The organism is Pseudomonas sp. RL_105y_Pfl2_101, from assembly GCF_963970585.1.
GTDB lineage: Bacteria > Pseudomonadota > Gammaproteobacteria > Pseudomonadales > Pseudomonadaceae > Aquipseudomonas.
Genome location: NZ_CAXAPG010000003.1, coordinates 130,817 through 144,703, shown reverse-complemented (window position 1 = coordinate 144,703; position 13,887 = coordinate 130,817). Strand labels below are relative to the sequence as shown.

The 13,887-nt window shown below is 62.6% G+C and carries 11 protein-coding genes; all 11 read left to right on the top strand.

The genetic code is table 11. The features are described from left to right. Window positions 1-62: 62 nt before the first annotated feature. The 11 genes from nuoC (at window position 63) to nuoN (ending at window position 13,831) form a co-directional block, all read left to right on the top strand. Window positions 63-1,847, top strand: coding sequence for an NADH-quinone oxidoreductase subunit C/D (gene nuoC, locus AACY31_RS05535; protein WP_339481782.1), 1,785 nt, complete (start codon window positions 63-65; stop codon window positions 1,845-1,847). 2 nt (window positions 1,848-1,849) lie between these two features. Beyond that, a complete protein-coding gene (nuoE, locus tag AACY31_RS05530) occupies window positions 1,850-2,347 on the top strand; it encodes an NADH-quinone oxidoreductase subunit NuoE (RefSeq protein WP_014337676.1) in 498 nt (165 codons plus the stop codon). Next, window positions 2,344-3,699 carry an NADH-quinone oxidoreductase subunit NuoF gene (gene nuoF, locus AACY31_RS05525; protein ID WP_339481785.1) on the top strand — a complete coding sequence of 452 codons (1,356 nt, stop codon included), beginning with the start codon at window positions 2,344-2,346 and terminating at the stop codon, window positions 3,697-3,699. Before nuoE ends, nuoF begins: the two co-directional genes overlap by 4 nt. A 137-nt stretch (window positions 3,700-3,836) precedes the next feature. Beyond that, window positions 3,837-6,551 carry an NADH-quinone oxidoreductase subunit NuoG gene (gene nuoG / locus AACY31_RS05520; protein ID WP_339492778.1) on the top strand — a complete coding sequence of 905 codons (2,715 nt, stop codon included), beginning with the start codon at window positions 3,837-3,839 and terminating at the stop codon, window positions 6,549-6,551. Further along, a complete protein-coding gene (nuoH, locus tag AACY31_RS05515; protein ID WP_024617389.1) occupies window positions 6,548-7,555 on the top strand; it encodes an NADH-quinone oxidoreductase subunit NuoH in 1,008 nt (335 codons plus the stop codon). Before nuoG ends, nuoH begins: the two co-directional genes overlap by 4 nt. Window positions 7,556-7,566: 11 nt before the next feature. Next, window positions 7,567-8,115, top strand: coding sequence for an NADH-quinone oxidoreductase subunit NuoI (gene nuoI / locus AACY31_RS05510; RefSeq protein WP_003180051.1), 549 nt, complete (start codon window positions 7,567-7,569; stop codon window positions 8,113-8,115). Between the two features lie 9 nt (window positions 8,116-8,124). After that, the gene (nuoJ, locus tag AACY31_RS05505) at window positions 8,125-8,625 is read left to right on the top strand and encodes an NADH-quinone oxidoreductase subunit J (RefSeq protein WP_003203382.1); all 501 of its coding nucleotides are present in this window, start codon (window positions 8,125-8,127) and stop codon (window positions 8,623-8,625) included. Window positions 8,626-8,629: 4 nt separating this feature from the next. Beyond that, window positions 8,630-8,938 (top strand): NADH-quinone oxidoreductase subunit NuoK, encoded by a 309-nt coding sequence (nuoK, locus tag AACY31_RS05500; protein WP_003180046.1) that lies wholly within the window; start codon window positions 8,630-8,632, stop codon window positions 8,936-8,938. After that, window positions 8,935-10,788: an NADH-quinone oxidoreductase subunit L gene (nuoL, locus tag AACY31_RS05495; RefSeq protein ID WP_339481790.1), complete on the top strand. Its 1,854-nt coding sequence runs from the start codon at window positions 8,935-8,937 to the stop codon at window positions 10,786-10,788. Before nuoK ends, nuoL begins: the two co-directional genes overlap by 4 nt. Window positions 10,789-10,827: 39 nt before the next feature. Then, entirely contained in the window at window positions 10,828-12,360 is a 1,533-nt protein-coding gene (gene nuoM / locus AACY31_RS05490; protein WP_339481792.1) for an NADH-quinone oxidoreductase subunit M, read from the top strand. Window positions 12,361-12,367: 7 nt separating this feature from the next. Beyond that, window positions 12,368-13,831: an NADH-quinone oxidoreductase subunit NuoN gene (gene nuoN, locus AACY31_RS05485; RefSeq protein ID WP_339481793.1), complete on the top strand. Its 1,464-nt coding sequence runs from the start codon at window positions 12,368-12,370 to the stop codon at window positions 13,829-13,831. Window positions 13,832-13,887 lie beyond the last annotated feature (56 nt).

The following is a 13,887-nucleotide window of genomic DNA, read 5'->3' as shown; positions in this document are numbered from 1 at the left end:
TCCTCTACAAGAAACGAGAACCTGGCTTCATTCTTTACGTTGACCGAAAGCGATAAATAACCATGACTACAGGCAGTGCTCTGTACATCCCGCCTTACAAGGCAGACGACCAGGATGTGGTCGTCGAACTGAACAACCGTTTTGGCCCCGAGGCGTTCACCGCCCAGCCGACCCGCACCGGCATGCCGGTGCTTTGGGTTGCCCGCGCCAAACTCGTCGAAGTCCTGACTTTCCTGCGCAACCTGCCCAAGCCGTACGTCATGCTCTATGACCTGCACGGCGTGGACGAGCGCCTGCGCACCAAGCGTCAAGGGCTGCCCGACGGCGTCGACTTCACCGTGTTCTATCACCTGATGTCGATCGAACGTAATAGTGACGTCATGATCAAAGTCGCCTTATCCGAGAGCGACCTTAGCGTGCCGACCGTGACCGGCATATGGCCGAACGCCAACTGGTACGAGCGCGAAGTCTGGGACATGTACGGAATTGACTTCCCCGGCCACCCGCACCTGACCCGCATCATGATGCCGCCGACCTGGGACGGTCACCCGCTGCGCAAGGACTTCCCGGCTCGTGCCACCGAGTTCGACCCGTTCAGCCTGTCCCTGGCCAAGCAACAGCTCGAGGAAGAAGCCGCACGCTTCAAGCCCGAAGACTGGGGCATGAAGCGTTCGGGCGCCAACGAGGACTACATGTTCCTCAACCTCGGCCCGAACCACCCTTCGGCCCACGGTGCGTTCCGCATCATCTTGCAGCTGGACGGCGAAGAGATCGTCGATTGCGTGCCTGACATCGGTTACCACCACCGTGGTGCCGAAAAAATGGCCGAGCGCCAGTCCTGGCACAGCTTCATCCCGTACACCGACCGCATCGACTACCTCGGCGGCGTGATGAACAACCTGCCGTACGTGCTGTCGGTGGAGAAACTGGCCGGGATCAAGGTACCGGAGAAGGTCGACGTCATCCGCATCATGATGGCCGAGTTCTTCCGTATCACCAGCCACCTGCTGTTCCTGGGCACCTATATCCAGGACGTGGGGGCCATGACTCCGGTGTTCTTCACCTTCACCGACCGCCAGAAGGCTTACACGGTGATCGAAGCCATCACCGGTTTCCGCCTGCACCCGGCCTGGTACCGCATCGGCGGCGTTGCCCACGACCTGCCACGCGGCTGGGAGAAATTGGTCAAGGACTTCGTCGAGTGGATGCCCAAGCGCCTGGACGAATACACCAAGGCCGCCCTGCAGAACAGCATCCTCAAGGGTCGTACCATCGGGGTCGCCGCCTACAACACCAAAGAGGCCCTGGAATGGGGCGTCACCGGTGCCGGCCTGCGTTCCACCGGTTGCGACTTCGACCTGCGCAAGGCGCGTCCTTACTCCGGCTACGAGAACTTCGAGTTCGAAGTACCGCTGGCCGCCAATGGCGATGCCTACGATCGCTGCATGGTTCGTGTCGAGGAAATGCGCCAGAGCATCAAGATCATCGACCAATGCATGCGCAACATGCCGGAAGGCCCGTACAAGGCGGACCACCCGCTGACCACGCCACCGCCAAAAGAGCGCACGCTGCAACACATCGAGACCCTGATCACGCACTTCCTGCAGGTTTCGTGGGGCCCGGTCATGCCGGCCAACGAATCCTTCCAGATGATCGAAGCGACCAAGGGCATCAACAGTTATTACCTGACGAGCGATGGCGGCACCATGAGCTACCGCACCCGGATTCGCACCCCAAGCTTCCCACACCTGCAACAGATCCCTTCGGTGATCAAAGGCAGCATGGTCGCGGACATGATTGCGTACCTGGGTAGTATCGATTTCGTTATGGCCGACGTGGACCGCTAAGCATGAACAGCACGCTTATCCAGACAGACCGTTTCGCCCTGAGCGAAACCGAGCGCTCGGCCATCGAGCACGAGCTGCATCACTACGAAGACCCGCGCGCGGCGTCGATCGAAGCCCTGAAGATCGTCCAGAAGGAACGTGGCTGGGTGCCTGACGGCGCGCTCTACGCCATCGGCGAGATCCTCGGCATCCCGGCCAGCGACGTCGAAGGCGTGGCCACCTTCTACAGCCAGATTTTCCGCCAGCCAGTGGGCCGTCACATCATTCGTGTCTGCGACAGCATGGTCTGCTACATCGGCGGCCACGAATCGGTGGTCGGCGAGATCCAGAGCAAGCTGGGCATCGGCCTGGGCCAGACCACCGCCGACGGCCGCTTCACCCTGCTGCCGGTGTGCTGCCTGGGCAACTGCGACAAGGCGCCAGCGCTGATGATCGACGACGACACCTTCGGTGACGTCCAGCCTGACGGCGTCGCCAAATTGCTGGAGGGCTACGTATGACCCTGACTTCCTTCGGGCCCGCCAACCGCATCCAGCGTTCGGCCGAAACCCATCCCCTGACCTGGCGCCTGCGTGACGACGGCGAAGCCGTATGGCTGGACGAGTACCAGGCCAAGAACGGCTACGCCGCCGCGCGCAAGGCGTTCAGCGACATGGCTCAGGACGACATCGTCCAGACCGTGAAAGACGCCGGCCTCAAGGGCCGTGGCGGCGCGGGCTTCCCCACGGGTGTGAAGTGGGGGCTGATGCCCAAGGACGAGTCCATCAACATCCGCTACCTGCTGTGCAACGCGGATGAAATGGAGCCCAACACCTGGAAGGACCGCATGCTGATGGAGCAACTGCCCCATCTGCTGATCGAAGGCATGCTGATCAGCGCCCGCGCGCTGAAAACCTACCGTGGCTATATCTTCCTGCGCGGCGAATACACCACCGCCGCCAAGCACCTGAACCGTGCCGTGGAAGAAGCCAAGGCCGCCGGCCTCTTGGGCAAGAACATCCTGGGCAGCGGTTTCGATTTCGAGCTGTTCGTCCACACCGGTGCCGGGCGCTACATCTGCGGTGAAGAAACCGCGCTGATCAACTCCCTGGAAGGCCGCCGCGCCAACCCACGCTCCAAGCCGCCCTTCCCTGCCGCCGTCGGCGTGTGGGGCAAGCCGACCTGCGTGAACAACGTCGAGACGCTGTGCAACGTGCCGGCGATCATCGCCGACGGCGTGGACTGGTACAAATCCCTGGCCCGCGACGGCAGCGAAGACATGGGCACCAAGCTCATGGGCTTCTCCGGCAAGGTCAAGAACCCTGGCCTGTGGGAACTGCCGTTCGGCGTCACCGGTCGCGAGCTGTTCGAAGACTACGCCGGCGGCATGCGCGATGGCTACACGCTCAAGTGCTGGCAGCCTGGCGGCGCCGGTACCGGGTTCCTGTTGCCGGAACACCTGGACGCCCAAATGTACGCCGGCGGCATCGCCAAGGTCGGCACCCGCATGGGTACCGGCCTGGCGATGGCGGTGGACGACAGCGTCAACATGGTGTCGCTGCTGCGCAACATGGAGCAGTTCTTCGCTCGCGAATCCTGCGGTTTCTGCACCCCTTGCCGTGATGGCTTGCCCTGGAGCGTCAAGCTGCTGATGGCCATCGAGAAAGGTGAGGGCCAACCCGGCGACATCGAGACCCTGCTGGGTCTGGTGGGTTTCCTCGGCCCAGGCAAGACCTTCTGTGCTCACGCACCGGGTGCCGTGGAGCCGTTGGGCAGCGCCATCAAATACTTCCGTCCAGAGTTCGAAGCCGGCATCGCGCCCATCAGCGCCGTCGTCCCGCCTCTGGCAAAGCCGATCGTAGTCGGCGCGTAAACGCTTAAAAAGGCGAAGGGTCCGTGCCCTTCGTCTTTTCGTGTGATGACGCCGTAAACGGCTGTGTTGATTCACGCGAATAACAAGATTCCATTAGCCACGCCCGCTGACACCGGGCCAACGAAGAACTTTGAACCATGGCCACTATCCACGTAGACGGCAAAGAGCTCGAAGTCGATGGCGCAGACAACCTGTTACAGGCATGTCTGTCGCTGGGCCTCGACATTCCTTATTTCTGCTGGCACCCCGCCCTTGGCAGCGTTGGCGCTTGTCGCCAGTGCGCGGTCAAGCAGTACACCGACGAAAACGACAAGCGTGGTCGGATCGTCATGTCCTGCATGACCCCCGCCACCGACGGCAGCTGGATCTCCATCGACGACGAAGAAGCGAAAGTGTTTCGCGCCAGCGTCGTCGAATGGCTGATGACCAACCACCCTCACGACTGCCCGGTCTGTGAGGAAGGCGGCCACTGCCACCTGCAAGACATGACGGTGATGACCGGCCACAACGAGCGCCGCTATCGCTTCACCAAGCGCACTCACCAGAACCAGGACCTCGGCCCGTTCATTTCCCACGAAATGAACCGCTGCATCGCCTGCTACCGCTGCGTGCGTTTCTACAAGGACTACGCCGGCGGCACCGACCTGGGCGTGTTCGGTGCCCACGACAACGTGTACTTCGGTCGCGTTGAAGACGGCACCCTGGAAAGCGAGTTCTCCGGCAACCTCACCGAGGTCTGCCCGACCGGTGTGTTCACCGACAAGACTCACTCCGAGCGTTACAACCGCAAGTGGGATATGCAGTTCTCGCCGAGCATCTGCCATGGCTGCTCCAGCGGGTGCAACATCTCCCCGGGCGAGCGCTACGGTGAGCTGCGTCGCATCGAAAACCGCTTCAACGGTTCGGTCAACCAGTACTTCCTGTGTGACCGTGGCCGTTTCGGCTATGGCTACGTCAACCGCAAGGATCGTCCACGCCAGCCGCAGCTGGCGGGTGGCGCCAAGCTGAGCCTGGACCAAGCCTTGGACAAGGCCGCCGAACTGCTGCGCGGTCGCAACATCGTCGGCATCGGTTCGCCACGGGCCAGCCTGGAAAGCAACTACGCCCTGCGTGAGCTGGTCGGCGCCGAGCACTTCTACAGTGGCATCGAAGCCGGTGAGCTGGATCGCATCCGCCTGGTGCTGCAAGTGCTCAAGGACAGCCCGCTGCCCGTGCCGAACATGCGCGACATCGAAGACCACGACGCGGTATTCGTCCTTGGCGAAGACCTGACCCAGACCGCCGCCCGCATGGCCCTGGCCCTGCGCCAGTCGGTCAAGGGCAAGGCCGAAGACATGGCCGACGCCATGCGCGTGCAGCCATGGCTCGATGCCGCCGTGAAGAATATCGGCCAGCACGCGCTGAACCCGCTGTTCATCGCCAGCCTTGCGCAAACCAAGCTCGACGACGTGGCCGAAGAATGTGTCCACGCTGCCCCTGACGACCTGGCCCGCATCGGTTTCGCCGTGGCCCACGCCCTGGACGCCAGCGCCCCGGCCGTCGACGGCCTGGACAGCGAAGCGGCCGCCCTGGCCCAACGCATCGCCGACGCCCTGCTGGCGGCCAAGCGTCCATTGATCATCGCCGGTACCTCCTTGGGTTCCAAGGCGCTGATCGAAGCCGCGGCCAACATCGCCAAGGCCTTGAAGCTGCGCGAGAAGAACGGTTCCATCAGCCTGATCGTGCCGGAAGCCAACAGCCTCGGCCTGGCCATGCTCGGCGGCGAATCGGTGGACGCCGCACTGCAAGCGGTGATCGACGGCAGCGCCGACGCCATCGTGGTGCTGGAAAACGACCTGTACACCCGCACCGACAAGGCCCGGGTGGACGCCGCCCTGAACGCCGCGAAAGTGCTGATTGTCGCCGACCATCAGAAAACCGCCACCACCGACCGCGCCCACCTGGTGCTGCCGGCGGCGAGCTTCGCCGAAGGCGACGGTACGCTGGTCAGCCAGGAAGGTCGCGCCCAGCGCTTCTTCCAGGTCTTCGACCCGACTTACCTGGACGCCAGCATCTTGGTCCACGAAGGCTGGCGCTGGCTGCATGCCCTGCGCGCCACCCTGCTGGACCAGCCGATCGACTGGACGCAACTGGACCACGTTACCGCCGCCGTCGCTTCGAGCAGCCAGCAACTGGCCGCCATCGTCGACGCCGCACCGTCCGCCGCGTTCCGCATCAAAGGCCTGAAGCTGGCGCGCGAACCGCTGCGCTACTCCGGTCGCACCGCCATGCGCGCTGACATCAGCGTTCACGAACCGCGCACCTCCCAGGACAACGACACCGCGTTCTCGTTCTCCATGGAAGGTTACTCGGGCTCCGCCGAACCGCGCTCGCAAGTGCCGTTCGCCTGGTCGCCGGGCTGGAACTCGCCGCAAGCCTGGAACAAGTTCCAGGACGAAGTCGGTGGTCACCTGCGTGCCGGTGACCCGGGCACCCGCCTGATCGAAAGCCAAGGCGATGGCCTGAGCTGGTTCGCCAGCGTACCGCGCGCCTTCAACCCGGCACCGGGCACCTGGCAGGTCGTGCCGTTCCATCACCTGTTCGGCAGCGAAGAGAACTCTTCCAAGGCCGCACCGGTGCAGGAACGCATCCCGGCCGCCTACGTGTCGCTGGCCAAGTCCGAAGCCGACCGCCTGGGCGTCAACGACGGTGCCCTGCTGAGCCTGAACGTGGCCGGCCAGACCTTGCGTCTGCCGCTGCGCATCAATGAAGAACTGGGCGCCGGCCTGGTGGCCCTGCCGGCCGGCCTGGAAGGCATCCCGCCAGCGATTTTCGGCAAAACCGTCGACGGTCTGCAGGAGGCAGCGCTATGAGCTGGTTCACCCCTGAAGTGATCGCTGTGATCCTGACGGTCCTCAAGGCCATCGTGATTCTGCTGGCCGTGGTGGTCGCAGGCGCACTGTTGAGCTTCGTCGAACGTCGCCTGCTGGGCTGGTGGCAGGACCGCTACGGTCCGAACCGCGTCGGCCCGTTCGGCATGTTCCAGATCGCCGCCGACATGATCAAGATGTTCTTCAAGGAAGACTGGACGCCACCGTTTGCCGACAAGGTGATCTTCACCCTGGCACCGGTCGTGGCCATGAGCGCCTTGCTGATCGCCTTCGCGATCATCCCGATCACCCCGACCTGGGGTGTGGCGGACCTGAACATCGGCCTGCTGTTCTTCTTCGCCATGGCCGGCCTGTCGGTGTACGCGGTGCTGTTCGCCGGCTGGTCGAGCAACAACAAGTTCGCCCTGCTGGGCAGCCTGCGGGCCTCGGCCCAGACCGTGTCCTACGAAGTGTTCATGGGCCTGGCGCTCATGGGCATCGTGATCCAGGCCGGCTCGTTCAACATGCGCGACATCGTCGAGTACCAGGCCCAGAACCTGTGGTTCATCATTCCGCAGTTCTTCGGTTTCTGTACCTTCTTCATCGCTGGCGTGGCCGTGACTCACCGTCACCCCTTCGACCAGCCGGAAGCGGAGCAGGAACTGGCCGACGGTTACCACATTGAATACGCCGGCATGAAATGGGGCATGTTCTTCGTCGGTGAATACATCGGCATCATCCTGATCTCGGCGCTGCTGGTAACGCTGTTCTTCGGTGGCTGGCACGGTCCGTTCGGCATCCTGCCGCAACTTTCCTTCGTCTGGTTCGCCCTGAAGACCGCGTTCTTCATCATGCTGTTCGTCCTGTTGCGCGCCTCGATCCCGCGCCCACGCTACGACCAGGTGATGGACTTCAGCTGGAAATTCTGCCTGCCGCTGACCCTGATCAACATGCTGGTGACCGCTGCGATCGTTTTGATGAACGCGCCTGCGGCCGCGGTTCAGTGAGGATTTGACCCATGTTCAAATATATTGGCGACATCGTTAAGGGTACCGGTACCCAACTGCGAAGCCTGGTCATGATCTTCGGCCATGGCTTTCGCAAGCGCGACACCCTGCAATACCCGGAAGAGCCGGTCTACCTGGCACCGCGCTATCGTGGCCGCATCGTCCTGACCCGCGACCCCGACGGCGAAGAGCGTTGCGTGGCTTGCAACCTGTGCGCCGTGGCATGCCCGGTGGGTTGCATCTCGCTGCAGAAAGCTGAAACCGAAGACGGTCGCTGGTACCCGGACTTCTTCCGCATCAACTTCTCGCGCTGCATTTTCTGCGGCCTCTGCGAGGAAGCCTGCCCGACCACCGCTATCCAGCTCACGCCGGATTTTGAAATGGCCGAGTTCAAACGTCAGGACCTGGTGTACGAGAAAGAAGATCTGCTGATTTCCGGTCCCGGTAAAAACCCTGATTACAACTTCTATCGTGTTGCAGGTATGGCCATTGCCGGTAAGCCAAAAGGCGCCGCGCAGAACGAAGCCGAACCGATCAACGTGAAGAGCTTGCTGCCTTAAGGAAGAAAGATGGAATTCGCTTTCTATTTCGCATCGGGTATCGCGGTGGTGTCCACGCTTCGTGTGGTCACCAACACCAACCCTGTGCACGCCCTGCTCTACCTGATCATTTCGCTGATCGCCGTGGCCATGACCTTCTTCGCCCTCGGTGCACCGTTCGCCGGTGCCCTGGAAGTGATCGCCTACGCCGGCGCCATCATGGTGCTGTTCGTGTTCGTGGTGATGATGCTCAACCTCGGCCCGGCCGCGGTCCAGCAGGAACGCTCCTGGCTCAAGCCTGGCATCTGGGCGGGACCGGTGATCCTGTCCGCCCTGCTGCTGGGTGAACTGCTGTATGTCCTGTTCGCTCATCAGAGCGGCCAGGCCATCGGCCACACCACCGTAGACGCCAAGGCCGTGGGCATCAGCCTGTTCGGTCCGTACCTGCTGGTGGTCGAACTCGCCTCGATGTTGCTGCTTGCCGCAGCCGTCACGGCGTTCCATTTGGGCCGTAACGAGGCGAAGGAGTAATCACATGCCTGCTATCCCTCTCGAGCATGGTCTGGCGGTTGCCGGCATCCTGTTCTGCCTCGGTCTGGTTGGCCTGATGGTCCGCCGCAACATTCTGTTCGTGCTGATGAGCCTGGAGGTCATGATGAATGCCTCCGCCCTGGCTTTCATCGTCGCGGGCGCTCGCTGGGCGCAGCCGGATGGACAGATCATGTTCATCCTGGTGATCAGCCTGGCAGCCGCCGAGGCCAGTATCGGCCTGGCGATCCTGTTGCAGTTGTATCGCCGCTTCCACACTCTCGATATCGACGCTGCCAGCGAGATGCGCGGATGAACCTACTCTTTCTGACTTTCGTATTCCCCCTCATTGGTTTCCTGCTGCTGTCGTTCTCTCGTGGACGCTGGTCGGAAAATCTTTCGGCACTGGTTGGCGTGGGTTCCATCGGCCTGTCTGCCATCGTCACGGCCTACGTGATCTGGCAATTCAACGTCGCCCCACCGGAAGGTGGCAGGTACGTGCAGGTGCTGTGGCAGTGGATGGCCGTTGAAGGCTTCACACCGAACTTCGCCCTCTACCTGGACGGCCTGTCCATCACCATGCTCGGCGTGGTGGTCGGCGTGGGTTTCCTGATCCACCTGTTCGCCTCCTGGTACATGCGCGGTGAAGCCGGTTATTCGCGTTTCTTCGCCTACACCAACCTGTTCATCGCTAGCATGCTGTTCCTGGTGCTCGGCGATAACCTGTTGTTCCTGTACTTCGGCTGGGAAGGCGTGGGCCTGTGCTCGTACCTGTTGATCGGTTTCTACTACAGCAACCGCAACAACGGGAATGCCGCACTCAAGGCGTTCATCGTCACCCGGATCGGCGACGTGTTCATGGCCATCGGCCTGTTCATCCTGTTCCAGCAACTGGGCACGCTGAACATCCAGGAACTGCTGGTCAAGGCACCCGAGCACTTCAAGGTCGGTGACTTCTGGATCGTCCTGGCGACCCTGATGCTGCTGGGCGGCGCCGTCGGTAAATCCGCGCAACTGCCGCTGCAAACCTGGTTGGCGGACGCGATGGCCGGCCCTACCCCGGTCTCGGCACTGATCCACGCCGCGACCATGGTGACCGCCGGTGTCTACCTGATCGCCCGTACCCACGGCCTGTTCGCCCTGGCGCCGGACATCCTGCACCTGGTCGGCATCGTCGGCGGCGTGACCCTGGTACTGGCCGGTTTTGCCGCCCTGGTACAGACCGACATCAAGCGCATCCTCGCCTACTCGACCATGAGCCAGATCGGCTACATGTTCCTGGCCCTGGGCGTTGGTGCCTGGGAAGGCGCGATCTTCCACCTGATGACCCATGCCTTCTTCAAGGCGCTGCTGTTCCTTGCTTCCGGTGCGGTGATCGTTGCCTGCCACCACGAGCAGAACATCTTCAAGATGGGCGGCCTGTGGAAGAAACTGCCGTTGGCCTACGCCAGTTTCATCGTCGGCGGCGCGGCCCTGGCGGCCCTGCCATTGGTCACCGCCGGTTTCTACTCCAAGGACGAGATCCTCTGGGAAGCGTTCGCCAGCGGTAACCAGGCGCTGCTCTATGCCGGCCTGGTGGGTGCGTTCATGACCTCGCTGTACACCTTCCGCCTAATCTTCATCGCGTTCCATGGTGAAGCCAAGACCGAAGCCCATGCCGGCCACGGCATTGCTCACTGGCTGCCACTGTCGGTGCTGATCGTGCTGTCGACCTTCGTCGGCGCCTTGATCACCCCACCGCTGGCCGATGTGCTGCCGCAAAGCGTCGGCCATGCCGGCGGCGAAGCCAAGCACAGCCTGGAAATCGCCTCGGGCGCCATTGCCCTGTCGGGTATCCTGCTGGCCGCCCTGCTGTTCCTGGGCAAGCGTCGTTTCGTCACGGCGATCGCCAACAGCGGCATCGGGCGATTCCTTTCGGCCTGGTGGTTCGCCGCCTGGGGCTTCGACTGGATCTACGACAAACTGTTCGTCAAGCCATACCTTGCGATCAGCCACATTCTGCGCAAAGACCCGCTCGACCAGACCATTGGCCTGATCCCGCGCATGGCCAAGGGCGGCCACACTGCCCTGAGCCGTACCGAGACCGGTCAACTGCGTTGGTATGCGGCTTCCATGGCGGCTGGCGCCGTGCTGGTTATCGGCGCCATCGTGCTGGTAGCGGTCTGATATGAACCTTGCGAACTTGCGAAAGGAAACGAGCCCGTCATGATTCTGCCCTGGCTAATCCTGATCCCCTTCATCGGCGGCCTGCTGTGCTGGATCGCGGAGCGCTCCAGCTCCACGCTCCCGCGCTGGATTGCGCTGCTGACCATGTCCCTGGAACTCGCGCTCGGCCTCTGGCTGTGGGCGACCGGCGACTATTCATTTGCACCGGCCCCTGGTGCCGATCCGACCTGGGCGCTTGAGTTCAAGCACATCTGGATCGAACGCTTCGGTATCAGCGTGCACCTGGCCCTCGACGGCCTGTCGCTGCTGATGATCCTGCTGACCGGCCTGCTGGGTATCCTCTCGGTACTCTGCTCCTGGAAAGAGATCCAGCGTCACGTCGGTTTCTTCCACCTGAACCTGATGTGGATCCTGGGCGGCGTGATCGGCGTGTTCCTGGCGCTGGACCTGTTCATGTTCTTCTTCTTCTGGGAAATGATGCTGGTGCCGATGTACTTCCTCATCGCGCTCTGGGGTCACAGTTCTTCGGACGGCAAGAAAACCCGGATCTACGCGGCGACCAAGTTCTTCATCTTCACCCAGGCTTCCGGCCTGATCATGCTGGTGGCGATCCTTGGTCTGGTGCTGGTCAACTTCAACAACACCGGCGTGATTACCTTCAACTACGCCGACCTGTTGAAAGTGCAGATGTCCAAGACCACCGAGTACGTGCTGATGCTCGGCTTCTTCATCGCCTTCGCGGTGAAGCTGCCGGTGGTGCCGTTCCACTCCTGGTTGCCCGACGCTCACGCCCAGGCGCCGACCGCAGGTTCCGTGGACCTGGCGGGTATCTTGCTCAAGACCGCGGCCTACGGCCTGCTGCGCTTTGCCCTGCCGCTGTTCCCCAACGCTTCGGCCGAGTTCGCGCCGATCGCCATGACCCTGGGCCTGATCGGGATTTTCTACGGTGCGTTCCTGGCGTTCGCCCAGACCGACATCAAGCGCCTGATCGCGTTCTCCAGCGTTTCGCACATGGGCTTCGTGCTGATCGGGATCTACTCCGGCAGCCAGCTCGCCCTGCAAGGCGCGGTGATCCAGATGCTGGCTCACGGCCTGTCGGCGGCAGCGCTGTTTATCCTCAGCGGCCAGTTGTACGAACGCCTGCACACCCGGGACATGCGTGAGATGGGCGGCATCTGGTCGCGTATCGCCTACCTGCCGGCCATCAGCCTGTTCTTCGCCGCCGCGTCCCTGGGCCTGCCAGGCACTGGCAACTTCGTCGGCGAGTTCCTGATCCTGATCGGCACGTTCGCCAGCGCTCCATGGATCACCGCCATCGCCACCTCCGGCCTGGTGTTCGGTTCGGTCTACTCGCTGATCATGATCCACCGTGCCTACTTCGGCCCAACCAAGTCGGACGAAGTGCTGCGTGGCATGGACGGTCGCGAACTGATCATGGTGCTTGGTCTTGCGGTGCTGCTGGTTTACCTCGGCGTTTTCCCGCAACCGTTCCTCGACACCTCTGCCGCCACGATGCATGGCGTGCAGCAGTGGCTCGGCACCGCCTTCTCTCAACTCGCTTCGGCCCGGTAAGAGCGCTATGGAATTCACGATTCAACACTTTATCGCGCTTGCGCCGCTGTTGATCACCAGCGCCACGATCATCGTGGTGATGCTGGCGATCGCCTGGCGGCGCAATCACTCACAAACCTTCCTGCTGTCGGTGGCGGGGCTGAACCTGGCCTTGCTGTCGATTTTGCCGGCCCTGAAAGTCGCGCCCCTGGCGGTCACCCCGCTGATACAGATCGACAGCTTCGCCTGCCTGTACATGGCGCTGATCCTGGTCGCCACCCTGGCCTGCGTCACCCTCGCCCACGCCTACCTCGGCGATGGCGGTTCGGGTTACCCGGGCAACCGCGAAGAACTGTACCTGCTGATCCTGATGGCCGCCGCCGGTGGCCTGGTCCTGGTCAGCGCGCAGCACCTGGCTAGCCTGTTCATCGGCCTGGAACTGCTCTCGGTACCGGTCTACGGCCTGGTGGCCTACGCCTTCTTCAACAAGCGCTCCCTGGAAGCCGGCATCAAATACATGGTGCTGTCGGCAGCCGGTTCGGCGTTCCTGTTGTTCGGCATGGCCTTGCTCTACGCCGAAGCCGGCACCCTGAGTTTCGTTGGCATTGGCCAGGCCCTGGCGGCCACCGGCCTGCCTAGCCCGATCGCGCAACTGGGTCTGGGCATGATGCTGATCGGCCTGGCGTTCAAACTGTCGCTGGTACCGTTCCACCTCTGGACCCCGGACGTCTACGAAGGCGCCCCGGCGCCAGTGGCGGCGTTCCTGGCCACCGCGTCGAAAGTGGCGGTGTTCGCGGTCATGGTGCGTCTGTTCCAGATCTCGCCAGTGGCCAGCAGCGGTGTGCTGAGCAACGTACTGACCATCATCGCCATCGCGTCGATCCTGTTCGGTAACCTGCTGGCACTGACCCAGAGCAACCTCAAGCGTCTGCTGGGTTACTCGTCCATCGCCCACTTCGGCTACCTGCTGATCGCCCTGATCGCCAGCAAGGGCCTGGCCATGGAAGCCATCGGCGTGTACCTGGTCACCTACGTGATCACCAGCCTCGGTGCGTTCGGCGTGATCACCCTGATGTCCTCGCCGTACAACGGCCGCGACGCCGACGCCCTGTACGAATACCGCGGCCTGTTCTGGCGCCGTCCGTACCTGACCGCCGTGCTGACCGTGATGATGCTGTCCCTGGCCGGCATCCCACTGACCGCCGGCTTCATCGGCAAGTTCTACATCATCGCCAGCGGCGTCGAGGCCCACCAATGGTGGCTGGTCGGCTCCCTGGTGCTGGGCAGTGCCATCGGCGTGTTCTACTACCTGCGCGTCATGGTCACCCTGTACCTGATGGAACCGAACCTGCGTCGCCACGACGCCGAGTTGCACTGGGAACAGAAGGCAGGCGGCGTGATGCTGCTGGCCATCGCCGCACTGGCGTTCTTCCTCGGTGTGTACCCACAGCCGTTGCTGACCCTGGTTCAGCAGGCTGGCTTGACGGGCTGATCGCGTAGCGGTAGCTCGTAGAAAACAGAAACGGCACCTTTGGGTGCCGTTTTTGC